The following is a 26615-nucleotide window of genomic DNA, read 5'->3' as shown; positions in this document are numbered from 1 at the left end:
TCTTACTGCTGTTGATGTGCCAGGAATTCCTTCAGGACCCGCCCCGTGTGGGAATGGTCGCTCAGGGTCATGACGTGTTCGGGCGACCCTTCGCCCACCAGCCTTCCGCCGCCCGTGCCGCCTTCGGGGCCCAGGTCCAGCAGCCAATCGGCTTCGGCGATCACGTCCAGGTTGTGTTCGATCACCACCACCGTATTGCCCGCTTCCACCAGGCGGTGCAGCACGTGGATCAGCTTTTCCACGTCGGCCATGGACAGGCCGACGGTGGGCTCGTCCAGCACGTACAGCGTGTGGGGGATGCGGGAGGCGCGGCCGGTCTTGATCAGGCCGTCGGTCAGCCGGGCCTTGGACAGTTCGGTCACCAGCTTGATGCGCTGGGCTTCGCCGCCGGACAGGGTGGGCGAGGGCTGCCCCAGGGTCAGGTAGCCCAGGCCCACGTCCTGCATGAGCTGCAAGGGGCGGTGGATCTTGGGGTGCGCCGCGAAGTAGCCGATGGCGTCGTCCACTTCCATGGCCAGGAGTTCGCCGGCGTTCTTGCCGCGCATCTGCACGCTGAGCGTGTCGCTGTTGAAGCGCGCGCCGTTGCAGGCGTCGCAAGGCACCTTCACGTCGGGCAGGAAGTTCATTTCGATGGTGCGCATGCCCTGGCCTTCGCAGATCGGGCAGCGGCCGTCGCCGGTGTTGAACGAGAAGCGCGCCGCCGTCCAGCCGCGCATGCGCGCTTCGCGGGTATCGGCGAACTGCTTGCGAACGTCGTCCCAGAAGCCCACATAGGTGGCCGGGCACGAGCGCGGCGTCTTGCCGATGGGCGTCTGGTCCACTTCGAGGACGCGGTCGATGGCTTCCCAGCCCTTGATGCTCTCGCAGCCCGCCCAGCCCGGTGCCTTGCCCTTCGAGACGGCCTGCGTCAGGTTGTCCAGCAGCACTTCGCGCGCCAGCGTCGATTTGCCCGAGCCGGAAACGCCGGTCACCACGCTCAGGCGCCCGACCGGAATCTTCGCGTCCACGCTGCGCAGATTGTGCAGGCGCGCGCCCTTGATCTCGATCATGGGCGTGTCGGCCTCCACCGCCCGGCGGCCCTGCAGCGGATGCGTCAGCGGCTTGGCCAGGTAGCGTCCGGTGACGGATTCGGGCGCCTCGATCAGGTCCTGCGCCGTGCCTTGCGCCACCACGCGGCCGCCGCGGATGCCCGCGCCCGGGCCGATGTCGATGATGTGCGAGGCGCGCCGGATGGTGTCGTCGTCGTGCTCCACCACCACCAGCGTATTGCCGTTGCCTTCCAGGCGCGCCAGCGCGTCCAGCAGGATGCGGTTGTCGCGCGGATGCAGGCCGATGGTGGGCTCGTCCAGCACGTAGCACACGCCCTGGAGGTTGGAGCCCAGTTGCGCGGCCAGGCGGATGCGCTGCGCCTCGCCGCCGGAAAGCGTGGGCGCGGCGCGGTCCAGCGCCAGGTAGTTCAGGCCCACTTCCTGCATGAAGTTCAGGCGGCCGCGGATTTCCGCGAGGATGTCGCGGGCGATCTCGCCTTCGCGCCCGCGCGCCACCAGACCGGTGAAGAAGGTGTGCGCGTCCGACACGGGCAGTGAGGCCAGCTCCGCGATCGACTTGTCGCGCCAGCGCACGGCCCGGGCCACGCGGTTCAGGCGCTCGCCGTCGCAGACGGTGCAGACCTTGGCCTCGCCTTCGTACCAGGCGTTCCAGGCGGTTTCCTCGCCGGTCTGTTCTTCGTCGAAGCCTTGCAGTTGCAGGCCCGTGCCGAAGCAGCCCGTGCACCAGCCGTGCTTGGAGTTGTACGAGAACAGGCGCGGATCGGGTTCGGGGAAGCTGGTGCCGCAGGACGGGCAGGCGCGCTTGACCGAGAAATGCTGTTGCTGCAATTCGCTGTTCAGCGCTTCATGCAGCTTGTTCACGGGCCAGACGATGGACATGACGCCCTGGCCGTTCTCCAGCGCGCTCTTGACCGCCGCGCGCAGGCCGGCTTCGTTGGCCGGGTCCACGACCACGTCGGCCACGGGCAGTTCGATCGTGTGTTCCTTGTAGCGGTCCAGGCGCGGCCAGGGCGCGACCGGGATGAACTCGCCGTCCACGCGCAGGTGCGTGTGGCCCTTGGATCCGGCCCACTTGGCCAGGTCCGTGTAGTAGCCCTTGCGCGCGGTGACCAGCGGCGACAGCAGGCCGATGTGCTCGCCCTTGTGCTCGCGCAGCAGCCGCGCCACGATCTGGTCCGCGTTCTGGGGTTCGACCGCCACGTTGCAGTCGGGGCAGTACTGCGTGCCCAGTTTGACGTACAGCAGCCGCAGGAAATGGTGGATTTCCGTCATCGTAGCCACGGTGGACTTGCGGCCCCCGCGGCTGGTGCGCTGCTCGATGGCCACGGTGGGCGGGATGCCGAAAATGGCGTCCACGTCCGGCTTGCCGGCCGGCTGCACGATGGCGCGCGCGTACGCGTTGAGCGATTCCAGGTAGCGGCGCTGGCCCTCGTTGAACAGAATGTCGAAGGCCAGCGTGGACTTGCCCGAGCCGGACACGCCGGTGATGACGGTGAACTTGTCGCGCGGGATTTCCACGCTGACGTTCTTCAGGTTGTGCTCGCGGGCGTTGCGGATCTCGATCGCCATGTTGTCCTGGCGGCGCGCGCGCACCAGGGATTGCAGCGGCGTGCCCATGCCGGCCCCGTAGGCCGCGCCGGGTTCGGCGATGCGGGCGGTCAGGCCGGCCTGTTCGACTTCCTGCGCGTCGGCGTCGCTGGTGACGACCACGTCCGCGGGCAGGATGCTGACTTCGTAGTCGCGCAGCGCGGCGCCCGTGTGCGATTGCGGGTTGTCCATCAGGTCCTGCGGCGTGCCCACGCCGATGACCTGGCCGCCGGCGTCGCCGCCTTCGGGGCCCAGGTCGATCAGCCAGTCGGCCGCGCGGATGACGTCCAGGTTGTGTTCGATGACCAGCAGCGTGTGGCCGGCGGCCAGCAGCTTGCGGAAGGCGCGCATCAGGCGCGCCACGTCGTCGAAGTGCAGGCCGGTGGTGGGTTCGTCGAAGAGGAACAGGCTGCCCTTCTTGGCGACCTTGGCGGTGGAAATGCCGCTGCGCGCCGCCTCGGCCAGGTGGCCCGCCAGCTTCAGCCGCTGCGCCTCGCCGCCCGACAGGGTCGGCACGGGCTGGCCCAGGCGCACGTATTCCAGGCCCACGTCGGCCAGCGGCGCCAGGCCGGTCTGCACGTCGCGCAGGCCCTTGAAGAAGTCCAGAGCCTCGCTGACGGTCATTTCCAGCACTTCGTCGATGGACGCGCTCTTGCCCAGGTGCTCGACGCGCACTTCCAGCACTTCGGGGCGGAAGCGCTTGCCATCGCAATCGGGGCAGCGCAGGTACACGTCCGACAGGAACTGCATTTCCACGTGTTCGAAGCCGGTGCCGCCGCAGGTCGGGCAGCGGCCGTCGCCGCCGTTGAAGCTGAACGTGCCCGCCGTATAGGCGCGCTCGCGCGCCAGCGGCGCCTGGGAGAACAGTTTGCGGATGGCGTCGAACGCGCCCACGTAGCTGGCCGGGTTGGAGCGGGCCGTCTTGCCGATGGGCGTCTGGTCCACCATGACGACGTCCGCGATCTGCTCCGCGCCCAGCAGGCGCTCGAACGGGCCGGGCGCTTCCGACGGCCGGCCTTTCTGTTTCAGCAGGGCGGGGTACAGCACGTCCTGCACCAGGGTGGACTTGCCCGATCCGGACACGCCGGTCACGCAGACCAGCCGGCCCAGCGGCAGTTCGACGGAAACGCCCTTCAGGTTGTGGGCGGTGACGCCTTCGAGCAGCAGGCGCGGCGTGTTCGCCGCCACGGGCATGGGCCGCGGCGCTTCCACGCGCTGGCGCCCGCCGAGGTAGTCGCCGGTCAGGGTATGCGCCGCCCGCAGTTGCGCGGGCGTGCCGTCGAACACGATGCGGCCGCCGCGTTCGCCGGGGCCGGGGCCGATGTCGATGATGCGGTCCGCGGCCACCATGACTTGCGGATCGTGCTCCACCACCACCAGCGTGTTGCCGGCGTTGCGCAGCCGGTGCATGACTTCGACGACCCGGTGCATGTCGCGCGGGTGCAGGCCGATGGAGGGCTCGTCCAGCACGAACAGCGTGTTCACCAGCGAGGTGCCCAGAGCCGTGGTCAGGTTGATGCGCTGCACTTCGCCGCCCGACAGCGTGCGGCTCTGGCGGTCCAGCGTCAGGTAGCCCAGGCCCACATCGCACAGGAACTTGAGGCGCGCGCGGACCTCGGTCATGAGCAGGTCGGTGGCGGCGTCCAGCGCGCCGGAGAAGGACAGCGTGTCGAAGAACAGCCGCACCCGTTCGATGGGCAGCAGCATCACGTCATGGATGGACAGGCCGCCCAGGCCGTTCAGTTGTTCGCGGGTCCAGTTGGCGCCCACGGGCATGAAGCGCTTGTAGGGGCCGTCTTCCGGCGGCAGCACGGTGTCGGCCTCTTCCTTGGTGCCCAGGCGCCACAGCAGCGCGTCGGGCTTGAGCCGCGCGCCGTTGCAGGTGGGGCAGGGCGTGTAGCTGCGGTACTTCGACAGCAGCACGCGCACGTGCATCTTGTAGGACTTGGTTTCCAGCCAGTCGAAGAAGCGCTGCACGCCGTACCACTGATGCTTCCAGGCATCGCTGCCGCCCTTCCAGTCGGGCGTGCCGTAGAGCACCCAGCGCTTGTGCTCTTCGCTCATCTTCTTCCAGGGCACGCCCAGCGGAACGCCGGCCTTCGGCGCGTACTTCTGCAGTTCGTCCTGGCATTCCTTGTAGGACGGGGTCGTCCACGGCTTGATGGCGCCTTCCAGCAGGGTCTTGTTCTCGTCGGGGATGACCAGCCCGAAGTCGATGCCGATCACGCGGCCGAAGCCGCGGCAGGCTTCGCACGCGCCCAGCGGCGAATTGAACGAGAAGCTGCTGGGCAGCGGGTCGGTGTATTCGATGTCGCAGTCGGCGCAATGCAGGCGGTCGCTGTACTTCCAGACGTGGGCGTTGCCGCCCTCGGCGTCTACCGCGTAGACGGCCAGGTGGCCGGCGCCCATGCGCAGCGCGGTATCCAGCGCTTCCATGATGCGCTCGCGTTCGGTGCCGGCGAAGCGGAAGCGGTCCTGGACCACGTGCAGGATGCGGCGGGATTCGGCGGCGGCCTTCGCGCCCTTGGCTTTCTTGGCGCCCTTGGCCGGCGCTGCGGCGCGGACCGCCGCGTTCTCTTCGGCGTGCACGCGCGTGTAGCCCTGCTGTTCCAGGAAGCCGCGGACTTCTTCTTCGGTGAAGTTGGCGGGCACGGCGATCGGGAACGTCACGACCAGGCGCGGATCGCCGGCGGCCGCGGCGCGTTCGGCCAGCGAATGACAGACCGAGTCCGGCGTATCGCGCCGCACCACCTTGCCGCAGCCGCGGCAGTACAGCTTGGCGCCGCGCGCGAACAGCAGTTTCAGGTGGTCGTTCAGTTCGGTCATCGTGCCGACCGTGCTGCGCGAGCTGCGCACCGGATTGGTCTGGTCGATGGCGATGGCGGGCAGGATGCCTTCGATGCGGTCCACCTGCGGCTTGTCCATGCGGTCCAGGAACTGGCGCGCATAGGGCGAGAAGGTTTCCACGTACCGGCGCTGCCCCTCGGCGTACAGGGTGTCGAAAGCCAGGGAACTCTTGCCGGACCCCGATACGCCGGTCACGACGACCAGTTCGCCGGTGGCGATGGTCAAGTCCAGGTTCTTGAGATTGTTCTGGCGGGCGCCAACGATGCGAATGTGAGAGCTCATGGACGGTATCGTAGCCTGAGGGAAGAGGCCTGCCCGAGCGACGACCCGTCGCTGGTTCCGAGCGCGGCGATATGGAATAATTGCCTATATTGTGAGGCTTGTGTCCATAATATGGACAAAAAGCAGGCTCACTAGCTGTACAAATAAACAGTATCGCAGATTCGTCCGAAATTCGCGCTGTCCGGCTTGCTCTTTCCGCTTGCCGCCGCGCGGCGGGGCGGCATCCGCTGGAGACTCCTTTGCTGGAAACCAAGGTCGCGGGCGCCGCGGCGTTCGCCAAGTTCATGACGGTGCTGCAGGCGGTGGCCGACGCGCCGCAGCCGCCCACCGCCGCGGCGCTGGCGCGAAGCTGCGGCTACCCCCGGCCCACCGTCTACCGGATCGTCGCGGCGCTGGCGGAGCAGGGCATGGTGGCCGAAACGGGCGGCGCCTACCGGCTGGGGCCCAGGCTGATGTCGCTGGCCAGCCGGGCGTGGTCGCAGTTCGACCTGCGCGCCGCGCTGGCGCCCGAATTGCAGGCCCTGCGCGACGAAACCGGCGAAACCGTGCACCTGGCGGTTCCTGCCGGACGCGAGATGACCTACATTGACAAGCTGGAAAGCCCGGGCCCGGTGCGCATGGCATCGCGCGTGGGGGCGTCCGTGGCGCTGCATTCCAGCGCGGTCGGCAAGGCGTACCTGGCGGCGCTGGACGAGGCCTCGCGCGAACGCCTGCTGCGCGGCCTGCCGCTGGCCGCCCGCATGCCCGGCACGGTGACCAGCCTGCCCGCGCTGCGCGCCCAGTTGGAGGAAACCGCGGCGCGCGGATACGCCACGGACAACGAGGAAAACGAAGCCGGCATCGTCTGCTACGGCGTGGCGCTGTGCGACGCGGCCGGTCGGCCCGTCGCGGGCGTCAGCGTCAGCACTTTGCTGTTCCGGCGGCGCGGCGATCCGCAAGCCGCCTATATCGAACCCTTGCTGCGGCTGCGCGATGCCGCCGCGGCCAAACTTGCCGTGCTGCCGGCCTCCCCCGGCGGCGCCTGACAGCCAGCCCCAAGGAATCCCATGACCGCTCCCCTTGCCTCCAAGCTTGCCGCCCTGATGGCCGCCCGGGTCGTTCCCGTGTTGCGGTACACGGACGCGGCCACCGCCGCGTATGCGGCCGAAGTCGCCGTCGCCGCCGGCTGCGCCACGCTGGAACTGACCTGGACCATTCCCGGCGTCACCGACCTGCTGCGGGCCTTGCGCGACAAGCATGGCGGCGCGCTGCTGCTGGGCGTGGGAACGGTGCTGGACGAGCAGCAGGCGCGCGAGGCGCTGGTCGCGGGCGCCGACTTCCTCGTGTCGCCCGCCCTGGCCACCGACATCGTCGACATGGCGCATGCGGCCGACGCGCTGTGCCTGCTGGGCGCCTTCACGCCCACCGAAGTGCTGGCGGCGCGGCGCGCCGGCGCGGACGTCGTGAAGATTTTCCCGGCGGACACGGGCGGCCCCAAGCACCTGGCCGCGCTCAAGTCCGTCTACCCGGACACGCTCTTGTGCCCCACGGGCGGCGTCACCCAGGAAAACATGGGCGCGTACTTCGCCGCCGGCGCGGCGTTGGTGGGCATCGGCAGCAACCTCTACGACAAGGCGGCCTTCGCCGCCCGCGACACCGCCGCGCTGGTGGCCCAGATCGTCCGCACCCGGGAGGCCGCCCATGGCTGATTTCGACATCGTCGCGCTGGGCGAGCCGCTGGTCGAGCTGAACCAGACGCACCAGGAGCAGCGGCAGTACTTGCAGGGCTTCGGCGGCGATACCTCCAACGCCGTCATCGCCGCGGCGCGCCAGGGCGCAAGCTGCGCCTACCTGACGCGGGTGGGCGACGACGCCTTCGGCAGGCAGTTCCTGGATCTCTGGCGGGCGGAGGGCGTGGACGTCTCGGGCGTGGAGGTGGACCGGGAGGCGCACACCGGCCTGTACTTCGTGCAGCACGGCCCGGACGGGCACGCCTTCAGCTACCTGCGCCGCGGCTCCGCCGCCAGCCTGATGACGCCCGCCAGCCTGGAATCCGGCCTGATCGAGCGGGCCCGCTTCCTGCACGTGTCGGGCATCAGCCTGGCGATCAGCACCAGCGCCTGCGACACCGTCTTCGCCGCCATGGAGCGCGCGCGGGGAGCCGGCGCGCAGGTCAGCCTGGATTCGAACCTGCGCCTGCGGCTGTGGCCGGTGGACCGCGCCCGCGCCATCCTGCGCGAAACCATGCGCATGGCCGATCTTTTCCTGCCCAGCATGGACGACATGCAGCACCTGACCGGCAACGACGATCCGGAACGCACGCTGGACTGGATCCGCGACGGCGGCGCTGAGGGCGTGGTGGTGCTCAAGCTGGGCAAGGACGGCTCCATTATCGACGACGGCGGCAAGCGCACTCCGATGCCCGCCCTGCGCGTGCAGGCCGTGGACGCGACCGGCGCGGGCGACTGCTTCGCCGGCAGCCTGCTGGCGCGCCGCTGCCAGGGCGACGCCTGGGAAGACGCGGTGCGCTATGCCAACGCGGCGGCGGCGCTTTCGACGCTGGGCTACGGGGCGGTCGATCCCTTGCCGCGCGCGGAACAGGTCCGGGAGCGTCTGAAGGAACTCTCCGCCTGACCATCCGGGGGCGCGCCAAGGCGGCCGTCTTGACCTGTCCCGTATTTTTTGCGCCCAGGGGCGGCGCCGGATTTTCCAGCCATTGGCGCGCGCCGCGAATTTCAGGCTAAAATGCCAAGTTACCCGAATTTTCCGCCAGCCCAGTATCCGGTTGTGCGGGTCTCGTTTTTCCGCACAATTTACGCATTTCATCAGGAGAATAAACATGGCCGAACGCAAACGCGTGCGTCGCAACACCCTGGAACGCCGTTGCCTGGGCAAGGCTTTCAAGCGCTTGTTCGTCAAGTCGCCCAAGGGCGTGTTCAAGATGCTGGAAAAGATCAAGCGCGTCTAATGGACGCGCCGGGCTGAAAGCAGGTTTCAGCCCAGGTCGGGAAAACCCGCGCGGCGCGAGCCTCGCGGGTTTTTTGTTTTTGGGGCAGCACAGTGCCTGGGCAAGTGTCTGACACCCATCGAGGCCGCGTTGGTATGGAGGGGTGTCTTATGGGGTGTCAGACACCGGATCCGGGACGGCCACCAGATCCGGGACGGTCAGTGTCTGACACCCTTGGCGCGCTCGTCGATACGCATCGGCGCCGCATAGGGGTGTCTGACACCCGTCGAGGCCGCGTTGGTATGGGCGGGCGTCTCATGGGGTGTCAGACACCGAATCCGGGACGGCCACCTGATCCGGATCCGATCTGGGGCACCTGCCAGCGGGGAAATCAGGCGTCCTGCGCCGGGCCGAGCTTGGGCAGGATGAAATCCATGAAGGCCCGGGTCTTGGCCGGCTGGATGGTGGACGGATACACCACATAGAGCGAGATCGGGTCCACGGACCAGCCGGGCAGCACCCGCTTGAGCGAATTGCGCTTGATGATGGGATCCAGGGCCTGGCAGTGCGGCATGCGCGTAATCGCCAGGTCGAGGCCCGCCAGGGTGCCCGCGATGCTCATGTTGTTGGCCGCGAGATGGCCGGCGACCGGCACGCGTTCGCTGACCCCGTCCTGGTGCAGCGTCCAGTACGAGTGCGCTTCGTCGATGGTGGTCCGCAGGCACTGGTGCTGCGCCAGGTCGCCCGGCGTCCTGGGTTCGCCGTGGCGCGCCAGGTAGCGGTCGGACGCATACAGGTAATTGTCCAGGGACACCAGCTCCTGCACCACGCCGCCGCTGTGCGAAACGCCGTTGCCGGCGTCGACGGCGGTGAGCGAGCGGTCCGAATCGCGGCCGAAGCGCAGCACCACGTCGAACGGGGTGCCCTGCGCGTCGGACGCCGTCATCATGCTCAGGTCGAACTCGCACTCCACTTCGGGGTAGCGTTCGGTGAAGTCGTTGATGGTCTCGGGCAGCAGCCACATCGCCAGGCTGTAGGGCATGGACACCCGCAGGTTGCCCGAGGGGCCGCCGGACAGCATCTGTAGCTGTTCGTGCGCCAGGCGGGCCTCGTCGATCAGGCCCTGGCAGCGGCTCATGTAGGCCGCGCCGGCTTCGGTCAGGTCCAGCCGGCGCGTGTTGCGGTTGATCAGCCGCAGGCCGATGGCGCGTTCCAGCTCGTTGATGCGGCGCGACAACGTCGACGTGGGCATGTTCAGCGCGCGCGCCGCCAGGCTGAAGCTCTTGCGCTTGGCAACCTCCACGAACAAGGCGATGTCATTGAGCTGGACAGTCGAAGCTTCCATAGGCATTCCGGATTTGGCCGCCCGAGTTTACGCCACTCGGGTGCGCCGCCCAAAACCCGCGCCGCCCGCGCAGGCCGGGAATGCATCCGGTTCTGTCAGATTTGATTGCAAATTCGAATGCCCCGGCATCGGTTCGCGCAGGCATATCCCCTACACTGCATGCGAATACATAAAGACCAAGACCGCAGCGGTTGCATGAGGAATCGCAAAGGGGCACAGTGGGCATGACCGACACGCCAATTTTCTTTACCGTTCTCACGCCCACCTACAACCGGGCGGGCACGCTGCACCGGGTATACGAATCGCTTTCCCGGCAAACTTTCCGGGGTTTCGAATGGGTGGTGGTGGACGACGGCTCCACCGACAATACCCACGAATCCATCCTGGACTGGCAGGCGCGCGCCGATTTTCCGATCCGCTATTTCTGGCAGAACAACCAGCACAAGAAAACGGCGTTCAACCGCGGCGTGCGCGAAGCGCGCGGCAAGCTGATCGTCGGGCTCGACAGCGACGACGAAATGCCGCCGGACGCGCTGGCCATTTTCAAGGAAGCCTGGGAAAGCATCCCGCCGGCGCGCCGCGAATCGTACGTCGCCGTCACGGGCCTGTGCGCGCGTCCCGACGGCAGCATCGTGGGCGACCGCTATCCGCAGGACGTATTCGACAGCACGGCGGTGGACGTCTACTTCCGCTACCGCATCAAGGGCGAGAAGTTCGGCTGTATGCGCACCGACATCCTCAGGACCTACCCCTTTCCCGAGGACGTGGCGGGCTTCGTGCCCGAAAGCCTGGTGTGGTGGGCGATCGCGCGCGCCGGCTACCTGAGCCGCTTCATCAACCGCGTCGTGCGCACCTACCACGACACGCCGGGCAGCCTGAGCCAGGGCGCGGTGTCCGCCGCCAACAACGCCCAGGGCCTGTACCTGCTGGCCTGGGACATGTTGCAGCACCATTTGGAGTTCTTCCGCTACCGCCCTCGCGAATTCATGATGGCCGCCGCGCGCTACACGCGCTTCCGCCTGCACCTGAAGCATTCCGGCGTGCCGACGGCGGTCCAGGCCTACCGCCTGACCCACCCCATCGCCAAGTTCATGGTCGCCGCGATGTGGCCGCTGGGCTATGCGCTGTATCGTAGGGACCGGAGGCGGGGAGTCGCCTGACCTTCCCCACCCTCTGCGTGTCTGACACCCGTACGAGACAGTCGAACGTACTCAAGACAGTCTTCCCGGGTGTCTGACACCAGCCGTATCTTCTTCTTGGTGTCAGACACCCGGAAACACCCGTTGGCGTTGAAGGGCGTCTCGTACGGGTGTCTGACACCTAACCCGGCGAGGGCGTCTCGTACGGGTGTCAGACACCTGAGCCGAGCCCCCTAAGCCGGCGCCGCACCCGCCTGTCCCGCCCCGTGCCCCAACCCCAGATACACCTCCACCACGCGCGGATCCTCCGCCACTTGCGCGGCGGGGCCTTCCAGCGTGACCGTTCCCGTTTCCAGCACGTAGGCGTAATCGGCCACCTGAAGCGCGGCGCGGGCGTTCTGTTCGATCAGCAGGATGGACACGCCCATTTCCCGCAGGCGCGCCACGATGCGGAACACTTCGCGCACGATGCGCGGCGCCAGGCCCAGGCTGGGTTCGTCCAGCATCAGCAGCCGGGGCTTGGCCATCAGCGCGCGGCCCACCGCCAGCATCTGGCGTTCGCCGCCCGACAGCGTGCCGGCAAGCTGCGCACGGCGCTCCTTCAGGCGGGGGAACAGGTCGTAGACTTCGGCCAGCGTCTGGTCCTGGTCGCGCAGCCCGTTGCGGTAGCGGTGGAACGCGCCCAGCATCAGGTTGTCCTCGACGGTCATCTCGGAGAAAAGCTCGCGCTTCTCGGGCACCAGGTTCATGCCGGCGGCCACCATTTCCTCGATCTCGGCATGCTCCTGCCGCCGGCCTCCGAAGCCGATCTCGCCGGTGGACGGCAGCACGCCCATGATGGCCGACAGCAGCGTCGTCTTGCCCGCGCCGTTGGGGCCGATCACGGTGACGATCTGGCCTTCGCCGACCGCCAGGCTGACGCCAGAGACGGCTTCGACCTTGTCGTAGGCCACGCGCAGGTCGCGCACTTCCAGCAGTTTCGCGCTCATCATTCCACTCCGCCCAGATAGGCTTCAAGCACCGCGGGGTTGTGCTGGATCTCGGCGGGCAGGCCTTCGGCGATCTTTTCGCCGAAGTCCATGACCACGACGCGGTCCACCAGGCCCATCACGAAGTCCATGTCGTGTTCGACCAGCAGGATGGCCATGCCTTCGGCGCGCAGCTTCTTCAGCAGGTCGGCCAGTTCGCGCTTTTCCTGGTAGCGCAGGCCGGCCGCGGGTTCGTCGAGCAGCAGGATGCACGGGTCGGACGCCAGCGCGCGCGCGATCTCCAGGATGCGCTGCTGGCCCAGGGCGAGGGAGCCGGCCTCGTCGTGCAGATGCCTGCCCAGGCCGACGCGCTCGACCTGGCGGGCCGCCTCGGCCAGCAGGCGCGCCTCTTCCGCGCGGTCCAGCCGCCAGGCGGCCGGCATCACGCCGCGGTGGCCGCGCAGGTGCGCGCCGATGGCCACGTTCTCCAGCACGCTCATGCGGCCCAGCAGGCGCACGTGCTGGAAGGTGCGCGACAGGCCGAGCCGCGCGATCCTGCGCGCGCCCGCGCCGGCCACCGACTGGCCCAGCAGCGTGACCTGGCCGGAGGTGGGCGTGTCCACGCCGGATATCTGGTTGAACATGGTGCTCTTGCCCGCGCCGTTGGGGCCGATGAGAGCGAGGATCTCGCCCGCCCGGATCTCCAGGTTCATGGCGTTGTTGGCGACCAGGCCGCCGAACTTGCGCGTCACGTCCACGGCCTTGAGCACCACCTCGCCGCGCGGCGGCATGGGCTTGCGCGGCAGCGGCTCGGCATCCATGTCCAGCTTGCGCACCTGCTTCTTCAGCGGAACGCAGCGGGTCAGCACGGGCCACAGGCCGCTGCGGGCGCGGTGCAGCAGCAGCACCATGCCGAAGCCGAACACGATCACTTCGAAGTTGCCCGTCTGGCCCAGCAGCCTGGGCATCCAGTCCTGCAGCCATTGCTTGAGGACGGTGAACACGCCCGCGCCGACCAGCGCGCCCCAGACCTGTCCCGCTCCGCCGATGACGGTCATGAACAGGTATTCGATGCCCATCTGCAAACCGAAGGGGTTGGGGTTCACGAAGCGCTGCATGTGCGCGTACAGCCAGCCGGAGGCGCAGGCCTGCAGCGCCGCGATGATGAAGATCACCATGCGCGAACGGGCCGTGTCCACGCCCATGGATTCCGCCATGACGCGGCCGCCCTTGAGCGCGCGGATGGCCCGGCCTTCGCGCGAATCCAGCAGATTCTGCGTCGACCACACGGCCGTCAGCAGGAAGGCCCAGATCAGGTAGTAGATGCTGCCGCCCTGGGTCAGCGGCCAGCCGAACAGGTCGATGGGAGGAATGTCCGGAATGCCGGTGTGGCCGCCCAGGCCCTCGACGGAGCCGAAGACGAAGTACAGCGACAGGCCCCAGGCGATGGTGCCCAGCGGCAGGAAGTGGCCGGACAGCTTCAGGGTGATCGCGCCCAGCAGATAGGCGATCGCCAGCGTCAGCGCCAGCCCGGCCAGCAGGGTCAGCCAGGGCGACGCGCCCAGCCACGCCAGCCAGGACGGCAGGCTGTCCGCGCGGGTGGTGAGCAGCGCCGTCGTATAGGCGCCCACGCCCACGAAGGCGGCCTGCCCGAAGCTCGTCAGGCCGCCCACGCCGGTCAGCAGCACCAGGCCCAGCGCCACCATGGCGTACAGGCCGATGTAGTTCAGCAGCGTTACGTAGAAGGGCGGCAAGGCCAGGGGGGCCAGCGCCAGCAGCGCCAGGAATGCGTAGAGGAGGTGGCGCGGATTCATTCGTCTTCTTCCTCGACGTGGTGGCTTTTCAGTGAACGCCAGAGCAGTACGGGGATGATCAGCGTGAACACGATGATTTCTTTATAGGCGCTGGCCCAGAACGAGGAAAAGGCTTCGATCAGGCCGACCAGGACGGCGCCGGCCGCGGCCAGCGGATAGCTCACCAGGCCGCCGATGATGGCGCCCACGAAGCCCTTCAGGCTGACCATGAAGCCGGAGTCGAAGTACATGGTGGTGATGGGCGCGATGAGAATGCCCGACACCGTGCCGATCAGCGCGGCCAGGAAGAACGTGGCCTTGCCGGCGAAGACGGGGGAGATGCCCATCAGCCGGGCGCCCAGGCGGTTGAAGGCGGCGGCGCGCAGCGCCTTGCCGTACATGGAGCGCTCGAAGAACTGGTAGAGCACGATGATGAGCAGCGCGGACACGGCGACCACCCACAGCGCCTGGCTGTTCACGTTGAGCGGACCCAGCGTGAGGCTGGCCTCGCTGAACGGCGCGCTGCGGGCGCCCTCCGCGCCGAAGGCGAGCAGCCCCAGGCCGACCAGCGCCAGGTGCACCGCGATGGACACGATCAGCAGCACCAGGGTCGAGGCGGAGGCGATGGGCTGGTAGAACAGGCGGTACAACTGCGGCCCCATCGGCACGACCAGCAGCAGCGTCAGCAGCGCCTGCGCCGCCATCGGCAACTGGGCCACCGGCAGGCGGTAGAACAGCGCCGCCAGGATCAGCGGATACGCCAGCTTGGCCGCCATGCGCCAGAGGCCGCGGCTGCGGCCGGGCCGCTTGCGGCGCGCCATCAGGTCGGCGGCGGCCTCGGCCACCGCGAAGGCGAACAGCAGCCACACCAGCAGCACCGGCCTGCCGGCCTGGAGCGCGGCCATGGTAAGTGCGCCGAACGCGACGAACTCGCCTTGCGGGATGAACAGCACGCGGGTGACGGTAAAGACCAGCAGGATGGACAAGGCCAGCAGCGCGTAGATGGCGCCGTTGGTGATGCCGTCCTGCCCAAGAATCAGGGCAATCTGAGCATTCATGCAGAATTCCGGATAGAACAGACAAACATGGCAAACACCTCATCTCCGAATGAGCGCCGCCCCATCGGGATGCCGCGGATCCGGCTCTGCCGGTCCGCAGGCATGCCCCCCTGGGGGGGAAGCGCGCAGCGCTTCGGGGGGGGCTTTATTTGACCAGTGTCCAGTTGCCGTCCTTCACCGTGATGAGTTCGCGGCCGCGGTCGTCGAAGCCGCTGTGGTCGGCGGCCGTCATGTTGTAGACGCCCTGCGTGCCCACCAGCTCCTTGGTCTGTTCCAGCGCGTCGCGCAGCGCGTTGCGGAACTCCTTGGTGCCCGGCTTGCCGGCCTTCTCGGCCAGCGGCACGGCCTTCTCCAGCAGCAGCCCGGCGTCGTAGACGTTGGCGCCGAAAGTGGCCGGCTTGGAGCCGTTGAGCTTTTCGTAGGCGGCGATGTAGTCGGACGCGACCTTCTTGGACGGATTGCTGTCCGGCATTTCCGGCAGCACCAGCATCAGGCTGGCGGCCAGCACCGTGCCTTCGACCTTCTTGCCGCCCAGTTTCAGGAAGTCGGGCAGGGCCGCGCCGTGGGTCTGGTAGAACTTGCCCTTGTAGCCCTGGTCGAACAGCGTCGTTTGCGGCAGCACGCTGGCGGCGCCGGGGGCGGCGACCAGCACGGCTTCCGGCTTGGCGGCCAGGATCTTCAGGGCCTGGCCCGTGACCGAGCTGTCGAAGCGCAGATAGCGTTCGTTGGCGGTGATTTTGATGCCCTTCTCGGCGGCCAGGCCGGAGAAGACCTTGTACCAGTTCTCGCCGTAGGGATCGTTCAGGCCGATGAAGCCGACCGTCTTGATGCCGGACTTGGCCATGTGGTCGATCAGCGCGCGGGCGATGATGTCGTCGTTCTGGGTGGTCTTGAACACCCACTTCTTCTGGTCGTTCATGGGCAGCACGACGGCGGCCGTGCCCACCGGCGCCAGCATCGGCACGCCGGCCTCGGCCGCGAACTGGATCACGCCCATGGCGTTGGGCGAACCCGACGGGCCGATCAGCGCGTCCACGTTCTGCTCCGAGATCAGTTTCTTGAAGGCCGTGACCGAGTTGGTGGAATCGCTGGCGTCGTCCAGCGAGATGTATTCCACGGTCAGGTCGCCGATCTTCTTCGGCAGGAGCGGCACGGTGTTCTTCTGCGGGATGCCGACCAGCGCCGTGGGGCCGGTGGACGAGGTGACGACGCCGACTTTGACTTGCGCCAGGGCGGGCAGGGCGAACAGCGCGGCTACCGCGGCGGCGGCCAGGGGGAGTTTCTTCGACAGCATGGCAAAACCTCCGGATAGGGAGCAGGGTGGGGGTGCGGCTGGAACACGGAGAAAACAGGAACTGCTGGAATTACTTGTTGCTTAAACTTTCTCTGGGCAGGCTCAGCACTGTAGACCTGGCGGCAGTGCTTACCTATCCGTCAAAACCCGAAGCGCGGCCTCGGGACGCGGGCTCAGATGGTGATGGAACTGACGCTCGCGCCGCCGCAGACGAACAGCGTCTGTCCGGTGACGAAGCTGTTGGCCGGATCCGAAAAGAACATGACCGCGCGCGCCACGTCGTCCGAACGGCCCAGGCGCTTGACCGGGATGCCCGCGGCCAGTTGCTTCTCGCGTTCGCTGCCGGGCTCGATCACTTCGTAGAACATGTCCGTCTGGATCGGGCCCGGCGCCACCACGTTGACGGTGATGCCGTGCGGCGCAAGTTCCAGCGACCAGGTGCGCGCCATGCCCACCATGCCGGCCTTGGTGGCCGAATAGGCGGTGCGCGTGGGCAGGCCCAGCGCGCCGCGCGACGACATCAGCACGATGCGGCCGAACCGGCGTTCCTGCATGCCCGGCAGGGCGGCCTGCACCAGGCTGATGGCCGCGCCCAGGTGGATCTGCGTCAGGCCGTGCAGTTCTTCCTGCGTGACCTGCGGCAGCAGATTGGGCCAGATGACGCCGGCGTTGTGGATCACGTGGCTGATGGGAAACTCCGCCGCGGCCTCGGCGCCCGCCTGCGCGGTGGCCTCGGCGTCCAGCAGGTCCACCTGGATGTTGTGCAGGCGCGGATGGCTGAAGTCGGCGGCGCGGCGCGCCATCGAGATCACTTCGTAGCCGGCGTCCAGCATGCTGCGGCAGATTTCGGCGCCGATGCCGGCGCTGCCGCCGGTCACGAGGGCGACGTGGGTTTGCGTCATGGTTTCCCCTGTTTGTCGTTGTTCAGGCCTTGGGCGCCAGCGCGAGCACGCGCAGGGGGCTGCCCGAGCCGCTGCGGATCTTGAGCGGCGCCGAGAAGATCACGGCGCCCGTGGGCGGCAACTGGTCCAGATTGGTCAGGCATTGCAGGCCGTAGCGGTTGTTGCCGTGCATGTAGTAATGGCAGGGGTAGGGCGGATCCAGGTGCTGCGCCTGGCCCGCGTCGGTGCCGACCGATTCGGTGCCGAAGCCGTGGACGTCGCGCTCCTTGACCAGCCAGGGCACCACCTCGGCGTCCGGGCCGGGCGAGTGCGCGCCGTCTTCCTGCATGTTCAGGTACTCGGCGGGCTTGGCGCGCTTGGACCAGTCGGTGCGCATCAGCACCCAGGAACGGGCGGGGATGCGGCCGTGGCGCTCTTCCCATTTCCGCACGAAGTCGATGGTCAGCAGGAAGTCCGGGTTGTCGCGCGCTTCGGCCGAGCAGTCGATGACGCAGGCGCCGGCGATGAACGCGTCGATCGGGATGGTGTCGACGGTGTTGTCGGGCTGGTCCTTGCCCGTGATCCAGTGGGCCGGCGCGTCGAAGTGGGTGCCGGTGTGCTCGGAACACGAGAAGTTGTTCCAGTACCAGCCGGGGCCGCGCTCGTCGTAGCGCGAGATTTCCTCGATGCGGAACGGCCAGGCCTGGCCGAACTCCGGCGGCAGCACGATGGTGGGGAATTCCGGCGTCAGCGTCTCGGTCAGGTCCACCAGGCGGATGCGTCCCGACACCAGCTCGGTCATGAATTGGGCAAGAATGTTCTGGCTCATGCTGTCGTTCCTCGTTGTTCGTTAAGGTCGCGTTGGCGTGGTACGGAAGGTGTCTGACACCCTCGGGAGAGGGATGTCCGCCTGCCGCGGCGTATCAAGGGTGTCAGACACCTGGGGCGCGATTCCGCTTGCCGCGGCGTATCAAGGGTGTCAGACACCTGGGAACTAGGGATGTCAAATACCGGCGCCCAGCTCCCGTTCCAGTCCCTTCGGGTTTTCCGCCAGGCGCGCGCGGAATTCCTGCGCCACGTCGCCCACGTAGACATCTTCGGTGCCGTCCTTCAAGGCGCGCACGATGGCGGCGGCGATCGCGGCCGGCGCCACGCGCGGCGGCGGGGTGCGTTGTTCCCATTCATGGTCGACCGGGCCAGGAAACACGTTCACCACCCGCACGCCCGCGCCGCGCAGCTCGGCGCGCAGGCATTGCGCCAGGGACAGCGCGGCCGCCTTCGAGGCCGACCACATGCCGCGCGACGGCAGGTTCATGTGGGCGTAGATGGACAGCACGTTGACCCAGGCCGCGGCGCTGTTCACGCCATCCGCGGCGCGGCCGCACAGCGCCGGCCCGAAGCATTGCGCCAGGCGCATCAGGCCCAGCACGTTCACGTCCATGGCGTCGCGCGCCGTGTTCACGTCCTTGCGGTTCAACAGGCCGCCTTCGCGCTCCTGGTCGGCGGTGTTCACCAGGATCTCGACCTTGCCGCCGATCGAGGCCGCGACCCGCTCGACCGAGTCGGTGTCGGTCACGTCCAGGTTCACCGCCTCTACCCGCGGATCGGCCGCCAGCGCGTCGAACGCGGCGTCGCGCCGCCAGGCCTGGGGATCGCCCAGGAACACCTTGGGGCTGCCCGCGTCGAGCAGGGCGCGCGCCACCGCCAGGCCGACCGCCGACTTGCCGTCGGTGACGAGCGCGCGCCGGAACTTCGGGTCGCAGGAGGTTTCGCGCAAGGTTTTGTCGTCTTCCATGTTCGGGGTATTCCTTTCGGGCAGGGCGATCATCACGGCCTGGCCGCTGCGGTCCAGCTTCAGCGCCAGCCGCACGCGGGCGCCGTCGGCGCAGTCCTGGTGAACGTGGGCCACGACGCTGGGGCCGGCGTCCATGCGCACCGTGCCCACGCGCCACGGCAGGCGTTCGCGGAAGTACAGATCGTTGCTGTGATGCAGGGTGGTGCTGACCAGCAGCACGCCGTTCGGGTCGGCCGGGCGCCAGGGCAGGCGTTCGGACAGGCAGTGGCCGCAGACTTCGCGCGGCGGATACTGCACCGCGCCGCAGTCGGCGCAGGTCTGCAGATCGAAGCGCCCCTCGGCGGCGGCGGCGGTCAGTCCCAGCGCGCCGCGGCTGCGCGAACCGGGCGGCAGGGTGGGCTGGCGGGTGCGGGCGACGGGATTCTTGCGGGGTGGCTTGGCCAGGGGTTCGGTCATGCGTCGCTCCTTGCCAGGATGGCCGCGGCGGTGCACAGCCCGCGGTCGTAATTGATCATGCCGAAGCCGCTGACCATGCCGACGCGGGCATCGGCCACCTGCGTGCCCCCCGCCGTGCCGGTCAATTGGCGCAGCGCCTCGACCAGCCCCAGGTAGCCGCCGGCCGCGCCCGCCTGGCCGACCGACAACTGGCCGCCGTTGGTGTTGAACGGGAAGCTTCCGTCCACGGTGAACGTATTGGCGCGCACGAAATCGGGCGCCGCGCCTTTCGCGCAGAAGCCCAGGTCTTCCATCTGCATCAGGTTGATGACGGGGTAGTCGTCGTAGGCCTGCAGGAAGTCCATGTCGGCGGGCCGGGCGCCGGCCAGGCCGTACAGCTCGTCCACGTCCATGGTCCAGCCGCCGCGCGTCTGGATGGGATCTTCGGTCCAGGCGTTGTGGCGCTCGATGGTGGACAGGATGCGGGCGTAGGGCAGATTCAGCGCGCGCGCGCGGTCTTCGCCCATGACCAGGAAGGCGTCGGCGCCCGCGCAGGGCATCACGCAGTCGAACAGGTGGATCGGGTCGGTGATGACGCGGGCGTCCAGGTACTGGGCCAGTGTCAGCGGCTTTTTCATCAGCGCGTGCGGATACCGCAGGGCGTTGTCGCGCTGCGCCACGCAGAGCTTGCCGAAGTCCTCGCGCGTGGCGCCGGTGGCGCGCATGTAGTTCGCGGTCAGGAGCGCGAAGCTGGCGTTGGGGCCGCCCGCGCCGTACGGATAAACCGCGTCCTGCGCGAAGCGCGAGAACTGGCTGACCGTGTTGCGGAACGAGTCCACGTGGTTGGTGTCGCCCGCGATGCAGGCCACGATGTCCGCGTCCCCGGCCTGCACGGCGCGGGCGGCGCGGCGCAGGGCCGCCACGCCGCTGGCGCCGCCCATGGGGATGTGGTCCAGCCAGCGCGGGCTCATGCCCAGGTGCTGCACCAGGCCGACGGCGGTGTCGGGCGCCAGGGTGAAACTGGACACGCACAGCCCGTCCACCTCGGTCTTGGCGATGCCCGCCTGGCGGATCAGCGCGCCCAGCGCCCGGCCCAGCCACCAGTGTGCGGCGTGCGTGGAATAGCGTTCGTACGGGATGGTGACGGGCAGGGCCGCCACCACGCCGTCATAGCCTCGGCGGCTCATCGCGCGGGCTCCTGGCGTTTCTTCATGTGGCCGGTATCCACGCAGCGGGCGGTGCCGGGCAGCGTGGGCGCCAGCGCCTTCATTTCGCCGCGCTGGATCTTGTTGGTGGTGGTGAGCGGCAGGCTGTCCACGAAGGCCACGTAGCCGGGGGCCTTGTAGTAGGCCAGTTGTTCCAGGCTCCATTGCACGATGCTGCGCGCGGCCTCGGCCATCTCGGCGTCGGTGGCCGGCAGCCGTTCAGGCACCACGCAGGCCAGCACCTCGTCGCCGCGGACGGGGTCGGGCACGGCGGCCACCGCCACCGCCTTCACCCGCGGGTGCTGCATCAGCACGCTTTCCACTTCGACCGCCGAGATGTTCTCGCCGCTTCGGCGGATCACGTTCTTCTTGCGGTCCACGAAGCGCAGCGCGCCGTCGGCTTCGCGGCGCACGATGTCGCCGGTATGGAACCAGCCGCCTTCCCAGGCCTGCGCGGTGGCCTCCTCGTCCTTGAGGTAGCCGGCGAAGAAGCCGTAGCGCGGGTCGTCGCCGGCATGGCGCACCAGCAGTTCGCCCGGCTCGCCGGCGGCGGCCTCCGCGCCCGCGTCGGTGACGATGCGCACCAGCACGTCGTCCTCTTCGCGCCCGAAGCAACTGCTGCCGATGTGGCGGGGTTCCTGGTTGGCGATGACGACGGCGCCCGCGCCGGTCTCGGTCATGGCCCAGGCTTCCAGCAGCGGGAAGCCGAAGCGCGCTTCGAAGGGCTGGTGCAGCTTGCGGTCCACGCCCGCGCCGAAGCCGAAGCGGATGGCGGGCTGGAGGTCCTGCGCCGACGGCTCGGCCTTCATCAGGATGGCGGGCATGACGCCCAGGTAGTGCAGCACCGTGGCGCCGGAGTCGCGCACGCTGTCCCACCAGGTCCTGGGGTGGAAGCGGTCCAGCGGGATCAGGCAGCCGCCCGTCAGCACCATGGCCATGGCCGAGTAGGCCATGGCGTTCATGTGGACCAGCGGCAGCGGCGTCAGCATGCGTTCCTGGCCGGGGCGCAGGGCGGCCAGGCCGCCGATGCGCGCGTACCAGCCGCCCGCGTGCAGGAAATAGCGGTTGGGCAGGATGCAGCCCTTGGGCCGGCCCGTGGTGCCGGACGTATAGAGCAGCGCGCATTCGGTCAGTTCGCCGGGCTCGGTCCCCGCCAGCGGCGCGGCGAAGGGCGCCGGCGGAGGCGCGTCGTCCGGGCCCATCACGCGCAGTTCCCGGCCGGCGCGTCCGGCCGCCGCGAGCAGATCGCCATGGCGTTCGGGCAGGGCCACCGCCAGCGCGATCTCGGAGTGTCCCGTCAGGTATTCGAGTTCAGCCGCCCGCAGGTCGGGATTGATCGGCACCACGGACACGCCCAGCGCGTTCAGCGCGAACCAGTGCAGGAAGAAAGCGGGGCGGTTCTCCAGCAGCAGCCCGGCGCGGTGGCCGTGCCCATAGCCGGCCCGGGCGTAGGCGGCGCGCAGCGTTTCGATGGCGGCGGCGGCCTGGGCGTAGCCCAGTTCGCCGGCGGCGATGCCGTAGGCCTGCGCCGTTTCCCGCAGGATGCAGAGAAACGGCTGGGCGCCGTGGCGGGCCGCGGTGTCGCGGAATGCCTGATGGACCGTGGTGCTCACAAGCCGCTCCTACATGAACAGTTGGATGTTGCCGAAGGCCGCGTCGCAGTTGACGAGGTCGACGCGCTTGAGGCGGATGCGCAACACGCCGTCCTGCTCCACCAGGTGATGCGTGGTCCAGCCGGCGTACAGCGTTTGCGCGTCCAGCCGGGTCTCGACGTAATGGAAGGCGGTGCGCACCACGTGGCGTCCTTCGGCGGGCGCGGCTTCGGGATGATCGCGCTCGACGGAGGGCGCCTGCAGCAGGTGGTGGCAGCGGCTCTTGGGCTGCTGCGAGAACGTGCGCTGGCCGGCCAGCCGCTCCACGCGCACGCGCAGCAGCAGCTTGTCCTCGTACATCAGCGAAGCATGCAGCCTGGGATCGGCCTGGCCATGGGCCAGCGGCATCCAGTAGTGGCCGTCGTCGGTGTACAGGTTGAGCCATTCCTCGAAGCGCAGTTCGTCCAGCATGCGCGCTTCGGCATAGACAAAATCGATCAGGTCGCGGTCGCTTGCGCTCATACCGACTCCGGTCCGGTCATGTAGCGGCCCCATGCGCGGTATTGATTGCGCATCTGCCATTCATTGGTGCCATTGGTGGTGGCGTTCTTCTGGCCGATTTCGTCGGGCGAGTACAGCCGCCCCACGTTCACCCAGTCCCTAGCGCGCGATTGCAGGCCGTCCTGCGCGCGCTCATACATTTCCAGGTCGTCATGGCCGACCACGGAGGTGGGGGCGTTGATGAGGCGGTTGTACATGAGCGTGCGCTCCAGCAGCAGGTCGGGCGCGCCCACCAGGCGGAAGGTCCAGGACTCCACCAGGGTGCGGTCGGCGGCGATAGGCTTGAAGATGCGCAGGGTCTGGATCGGCCCCTTGACCATGATGTTGGGGAAGTACACGGTGTTGTGGCGCACGTCGCCCAGAATCTGCTTGGCGCGTTCCTCGCCGTAGGCCGACACCATGGCGTCCCAGTAGCCGGGCACGCCGGAATAGGAGGCGTGGATGGAGTCGGCCACGCCCGTGTGGCCATGGCCGTTTTCCCACACGCGGATGCCCATGTTCTCGAAGAACTCGTACGGGGAGATGAACGGCGCGAACAGCTCCACGGCCATGGGCTTGGGCGTGCCGTCCGGCGCCTGCTCCCAGACCTTCACGGCCGTGCCCGCCGACGATTCGTGCGCCACCATCGGGTGGCAGGTGTCGGTCTGGTTGTCGACCAGCATCTTCCAGTTGCAGCGGTGCATGTAGCGCAGCACGCCGCCCGCCACTTCCAGCCGGCCCTCGGGCGAGCGGTCCACCATGTTGTCCAGCGTGGACAGCGATTCGCCGAAGAACTCCTCGAAGGACTGGCCTTCCGGGTTCAGCCGGCAGAACACGAAGCCGCGGTGGTTCTTCACGTCCTTCACGGCCGCCATGCCCTGGCTGGCTTCGCAGTTCTCCAGGCCGGTGTTCTCGTAGCCTTTTTTCAGCGGGATCGACAGCAGGCTGCCGTCGGTCTTGAAGGTCCAGGCGTGGTAGGGGCAGCGGAAGAACTTGCCGGTGTTGCCGCAGGCGTCGCCCGCCACCATCGTGCCCTTGTGCGGGCAGCGGTTGTGCAGCACGCGCACGCTCTTGTCGCTGTGGCGCACCATCACCACCGGCTGGTTGCCGACGGTGGTGGTGATGTAGTCGCCCGGATTGGGCACCTGGCTGTCGTGGCCGACGTAGACCCAGGTGTTGGCGTACAGGCGTTCCATTTCCAGGTCGAACAGCTCCTGGTCGATGAACAGGTCCTTGTGCACCTCGGTCTCGCGCAACAGGGCGCGGATGGCGTCGGGATTGTCGCGGTATTTGCTCATGGTTGCGCTTCCTTGCGGGCTACAGGTCCAGCACCAGGCGCGGCGATTTCGCGCGCGAGATGCAGATCTGGATGATCTTGCCGCTGGCTTTCTCGGTGTCCGAGAGGTAGTAGTCGCGGTGGTCGGGCTCGCCTTCCAGCACCGTGGCCTGGCAGACGCCGCATTCGCCGCGCTTGCAGTCGTACATCGGATCGCAGCCTTCCTCTTCCATGACGTCGATGATGGTCTTGTCGGCGGGGATGGTCAGCACGCGGCCGGACTGGCGCAGTTCGACCTCGAAGGGCTGGTCGCCGGCCTGCGGCGCGGCGCTGGCGAAGAGTTCGAAATGGATGTGGGCGTCGGGCCAATGGCGCGCATGGGCGCCCTGGATGACCGCGTCGATCAGGCCCTTGGGGCCGCACACGTACAGGTGCTGGCGCGGCGACGCCGATTCCAGCAGCGCCTGCAGGTCGAAGCGGCAGGCGGGATCGTCGTCGGCGTGCAGGCTCAGGTCGCCGCCGGCCAGGGCTTCGAGTTCGGGCAGGAAGGCCAACTGGTCCTTGCTGCGGCCGCAATAGTGCAGGCGGAAGGCGCGTCCGGCGGACTTCAGCGCGGCGGCCATGGAGGCGATCGGCGTGATGCCGATGCCGCCCGCGATCAGCACCACCGGTTCGTCGCCGGCCGGCGATTCGTGCAGCGGAAAGTCGTTTTTGGGGCCTTCGGCCGCGAGGGCGTCGCCCTCGGCCAGCGCGTGCATGTGGCGCGAACCGCCCTGGCTGGTTTCCTCCAGGCGCACGCCCAGGCGGTATTCCGAGGGTTCGGCGAAGCGCCCGGCCTCGGGCGCCAGTTGCACCAGCGAATAGCAGCGCGGTTCGCGCAGGCCCGGCACCGACACCTTCAGATGCGCGCCCGGCCCGAAGGCGGGCAGCGGGCCGCCGTCCTCGCGGGCCAGCCGGAACGAGCGGATCAGCGGCGATTCCTGCCGGACTTCCCGAACGATGAGTTTCAATGTCTGCACAGCGTTTGTCCCTATCTGTGTGCGGCTCAGGCCGCCAGCTTTTCGGCCAGTTGGCGTTCCATGGGGCCGCATTTTTCGTCGGCCAGGGCGGTGTCGCGCAACGCGCGCAGCGTCGCGGCGGCATCGGGCCGGCCCGCCAGCCGCTCCGCCGCGGCGATCAACTGGCGGTACTTGCCGCCGCCGCGTATGTGCGTGTCGCTATAGCCCTTGACCAGGCGGCGGCAGTTGACGGTTTCGACGGCCAGCGCGTAATCGCGCGGCGCCAGCTTCGCGATCAGGTCCAGCCACTGCCGCAGGCCGGCGGCCTCGGTCTGGTGGCGCAGCGTGCCGCGGCGAAAGCGCCGCATGCCGGCCAGCGCGTACAGCATCAGGAAGCCGCCCAGTGTGCCGCTCTGCATGCGGCGGCCGCGGCCCAGGCGGCGCGCGACGAAACCGCCGAAGGCCTTGGACCCTTCCAGCCAGCGGCCCAGCCCGGCGGGCAGCGTGCCGCAGATCTCTTCCAGCCGCGGATGCATGAATTCCGTGGTGTAGACCAGTTGGTCCGGGCGCGCGCCCACTTCCTGGCGCACGCGGTCGAAGCGCGTGCCGCGGGTCTTCAGGTCGGCGACGCGGATCACGTCGTCGTAGGCCATGGCCGTGGCCACGTAGCGCGCCGCGGCACAGGTCAGCGCCCATTGCCGGGCTTCTCCGCCGTGCGCGGCGTCCAGGTCGCGGACCGCCTTCATGTGGCGCAGGTAGTCGGCGGCGTAGGCCAGGTCCTGGAACTCGATCTGGCGGCGCACGCCCGCGGCCAGCATGGGCTGGGCACAGGCGGGAAAGTCGCGCTTGATCGTGTCCAGCAGGGCCTGCGTCCGGGGGCTGGCCGCGACGTCGGGCAGGGCCGGCACCGGCCGCTCCAGGTCGATGGGGGCGGGCTGCCCGGGTGCCTGGTCGGCCGCTTCGAAGCCCAGGGCGAAGGCGCGCAGGCTGGCGTCCACGCCCAGGCCGGCGCGTCGCACGGTGGCCTCGTAATCTTCCCGCGCGAAGGGCAGGGCGCCGCTGCCGGCCACCGCGCCGAACAGGCTGGCGCTGATGACGCTGCCCGCGCGGTCGGCGAGGGCCTGCAGGTCGAAGCAGAGAAAGCGCCTGGCCGCCGCGCGGCCCGCTTCCAGCACCTTGTTCGGATCGGCGATGCCGTTGCCGGGCGCGGATTTCTCGCTGACCGCGTAGCTGCGGTGCGAAGAGGCCAGCAGCACCGTGCGCTCCGGCGTGACCAGGCCGCGCTGGATGGCGCGGCCGCCTTCCATCAGTTCCGCCGCCACCACCAGGTCCACGTCGCCCGGCGTGGGCATCAGCGCCAGCGCCGGTTGGCGGCCGGCGCGCTTCACGTCGGATTCGGGCAACAGTTCCAGGTAGTAGATCGTCGCGCCCGTGCGCTGGGCCACGCCGGGCACCGACGTGGTCTGCGCCCACCAGCCCGCGTGCTCGGCCATGTCGACGATCCAGTCGGCCAGCACGCCGCCGCCCTGGCCGCCCATGGCCAGGATGGCGATCTTGATGGGGTTGCCTTGCTGCATGGGCACCGGTTTCATGGGGCGGGTGTCC

General features: G+C 68.6%; 20 protein-coding genes. 5 read left to right on the top strand and 15 right to left on the bottom strand.

The window, feature by feature from the left end:
* Positions 1 to 2 precede the first annotated feature (2 nt).
* Positions 3 to 5765, bottom strand: a complete 5763-nt coding sequence (gene uvrA / locus AVE30378_RS02190; protein ID WP_129239134.1) for an excinuclease ABC subunit UvrA — start codon at positions 5763 to 5765, stop codon at positions 3 to 5.
* A 239-nt stretch (positions 5766 to 6004) separates the two neighbouring features.
* On the opposite strand from uvrA, the gene AVE30378_RS02185 reads away from it, so the two are divergent.
* The 4 genes from AVE30378_RS02185 to AVE30378_RS32990 all read left to right on the top strand — a co-directional run bounded on the left by AVE30378_RS02185 (position 6005) and on the right by AVE30378_RS32990 (position 8712).
* Positions 6005 to 6790, top strand: a complete 786-nt coding sequence (locus tag AVE30378_RS02185) for an IclR family transcriptional regulator (RefSeq protein WP_129239133.1) — start codon at positions 6005 to 6007, stop codon at positions 6788 to 6790.
* A gap of 21 nt (positions 6791 to 6811) precedes the next feature.
* Positions 6812 to 7453, top strand: coding sequence for a bifunctional 4-hydroxy-2-oxoglutarate aldolase/2-dehydro-3-deoxy-phosphogluconate aldolase (locus tag AVE30378_RS02180; protein ID WP_129239132.1), 642 nt, complete (start codon positions 6812 to 6814; stop codon positions 7451 to 7453).
* Positions 7446 to 8378: a sugar kinase gene (locus tag AVE30378_RS02175; protein ID WP_129239131.1), complete on the top strand. Its 933-nt coding sequence runs from the start codon at positions 7446 to 7448 to the stop codon at positions 8376 to 8378. The genes AVE30378_RS02180 and AVE30378_RS02175 overlap by 8 nt, the downstream gene beginning before the upstream one ends.
* A gap of 205 nt (positions 8379 to 8583) precedes the next feature.
* Entirely contained in the window at positions 8584 to 8712 is a 129-nt protein-coding gene (locus tag AVE30378_RS32990; RefSeq protein WP_006226408.1) for a hypothetical protein, read from the top strand.
* 370 nt (positions 8713 to 9082) lie between these two features.
* On the opposite strand, the gene AVE30378_RS02170 is transcribed toward AVE30378_RS32990, so the two are convergent.
* Positions 9083 to 10036, bottom strand: a complete 954-nt coding sequence (locus tag AVE30378_RS02170; RefSeq protein WP_129239130.1) for a LysR family transcriptional regulator — start codon at positions 10034 to 10036, stop codon at positions 9083 to 9085.
* Between the two features lie 224 nt (positions 10037 to 10260).
* On the opposite strand from AVE30378_RS02170, the gene AVE30378_RS02165 reads away from it, so the two are divergent.
* Complete coding sequence (locus AVE30378_RS02165) at positions 10261 to 11196, top strand: glycosyltransferase family 2 protein (RefSeq protein WP_129239129.1); 936 nt, start codon at positions 10261 to 10263, stop codon at positions 11194 to 11196.
* A 212-nt stretch (positions 11197 to 11408) separates the two neighbouring features.
* Here AVE30378_RS02165 and AVE30378_RS02160 read toward each other — a convergent pair whose 3' ends face one another.
* The 13 genes from AVE30378_RS02160 to AVE30378_RS02100 form a co-directional block, all read right to left on the bottom strand.
* Positions 11409 to 12164 carry an ABC transporter ATP-binding protein gene (locus AVE30378_RS02160; protein ID WP_129239128.1) on the bottom strand — a complete coding sequence of 252 codons (756 nt, stop codon included), beginning with the start codon at positions 12162 to 12164 and terminating at the stop codon, positions 11409 to 11411.
* Positions 12164 to 13957 (bottom strand): branched-chain amino acid ABC transporter ATP-binding protein/permease, encoded by a 1794-nt coding sequence (locus AVE30378_RS02155; protein WP_129239127.1) that lies wholly within the window; start codon positions 13955 to 13957, stop codon positions 12164 to 12166. The genes AVE30378_RS02160 and AVE30378_RS02155 overlap by 1 nt, the downstream gene beginning before the upstream one ends.
* Positions 13954 to 14994 (bottom strand): branched-chain amino acid ABC transporter permease, encoded by a 1041-nt coding sequence (locus AVE30378_RS02150; RefSeq protein WP_129239126.1) that lies wholly within the window; start codon positions 14992 to 14994, stop codon positions 13954 to 13956. Before AVE30378_RS02150 ends, AVE30378_RS02155 begins: the two co-directional genes overlap by 4 nt.
* Before the next feature lie 145 nt (positions 14995 to 15139).
* Positions 15140 to 16288, bottom strand: coding sequence for an ABC transporter substrate-binding protein (locus AVE30378_RS02145; RefSeq protein WP_129239125.1), 1149 nt, complete (start codon positions 16286 to 16288; stop codon positions 15140 to 15142).
* Positions 16289 to 16461: 173 nt separating this feature from the next.
* Positions 16462 to 17190, bottom strand: coding sequence for an SDR family NAD(P)-dependent oxidoreductase (locus AVE30378_RS02140; RefSeq protein ID WP_129239124.1), 729 nt, complete (start codon positions 17188 to 17190; stop codon positions 16462 to 16464).
* A gap of 22 nt (positions 17191 to 17212) precedes the next feature.
* On the bottom strand, positions 17213 to 17998 hold the full coding sequence (locus AVE30378_RS02135) for a cyclase family protein (protein ID WP_129239123.1): 786 nt from the start codon (positions 17996 to 17998) through the stop codon (positions 17213 to 17215).
* A gap of 174 nt (positions 17999 to 18172) precedes the next feature.
* Complete coding sequence (locus AVE30378_RS02130; protein WP_129239122.1) at positions 18173 to 19420, bottom strand: SDR family NAD(P)-dependent oxidoreductase; 1248 nt, start codon at positions 19418 to 19420, stop codon at positions 18173 to 18175.
* On the bottom strand, positions 19417 to 20586 hold the full coding sequence (locus tag AVE30378_RS02125) for a thiolase family protein (RefSeq protein ID WP_129239121.1): 1170 nt from the start codon (positions 20584 to 20586) through the stop codon (positions 19417 to 19419). Before AVE30378_RS02125 ends, AVE30378_RS02130 begins: the two co-directional genes overlap by 4 nt.
* On the bottom strand, positions 20583 to 22217 hold the full coding sequence (locus AVE30378_RS02120; protein WP_129239120.1) for an AMP-binding protein: 1635 nt from the start codon (positions 22215 to 22217) through the stop codon (positions 20583 to 20585). The genes AVE30378_RS02125 and AVE30378_RS02120 overlap by 4 nt, the downstream gene beginning before the upstream one ends.
* 9 nt (positions 22218 to 22226) lie before the next feature.
* Positions 22227 to 22718 (bottom strand): aromatic-ring-hydroxylating dioxygenase subunit beta, encoded by a 492-nt coding sequence (locus tag AVE30378_RS02115; protein WP_129239119.1) that lies wholly within the window; start codon positions 22716 to 22718, stop codon positions 22227 to 22229.
* Positions 22715 to 24034 carry an aromatic ring-hydroxylating dioxygenase subunit alpha gene (locus tag AVE30378_RS02110; protein WP_129239118.1) on the bottom strand — a complete coding sequence of 440 codons (1320 nt, stop codon included), beginning with the start codon at positions 24032 to 24034 and terminating at the stop codon, positions 22715 to 22717. Before AVE30378_RS02110 ends, AVE30378_RS02115 begins: the two co-directional genes overlap by 4 nt.
* A 19-nt stretch (positions 24035 to 24053) precedes the next feature.
* Positions 24054 to 25031: a PDR/VanB family oxidoreductase gene (locus tag AVE30378_RS02105; RefSeq protein WP_129239117.1), complete on the bottom strand. Its 978-nt coding sequence runs from the start codon at positions 25029 to 25031 to the stop codon at positions 24054 to 24056.
* A gap of 26 nt (positions 25032 to 25057) precedes the next feature.
* Positions 25058 to 26602 carry an indolepyruvate oxidoreductase subunit beta family protein gene (locus AVE30378_RS02100; protein WP_129239116.1) on the bottom strand — a complete coding sequence of 515 codons (1545 nt, stop codon included), beginning with the start codon at positions 26600 to 26602 and terminating at the stop codon, positions 25058 to 25060.
* Between the last annotated feature and the right edge of the window lie 13 nt (positions 26603 to 26615).

Source organism: Achromobacter veterisilvae (assembly GCF_900496975.1).
Classification (GTDB): Bacteria; Pseudomonadota; Gammaproteobacteria; order Burkholderiales; family Burkholderiaceae_B; genus Achromobacter; species Achromobacter veterisilvae.
The sequence above is the reverse complement of the archived record's forward strand: the minus strand, read 5'-3'. Positions and strand labels throughout refer to the sequence as shown.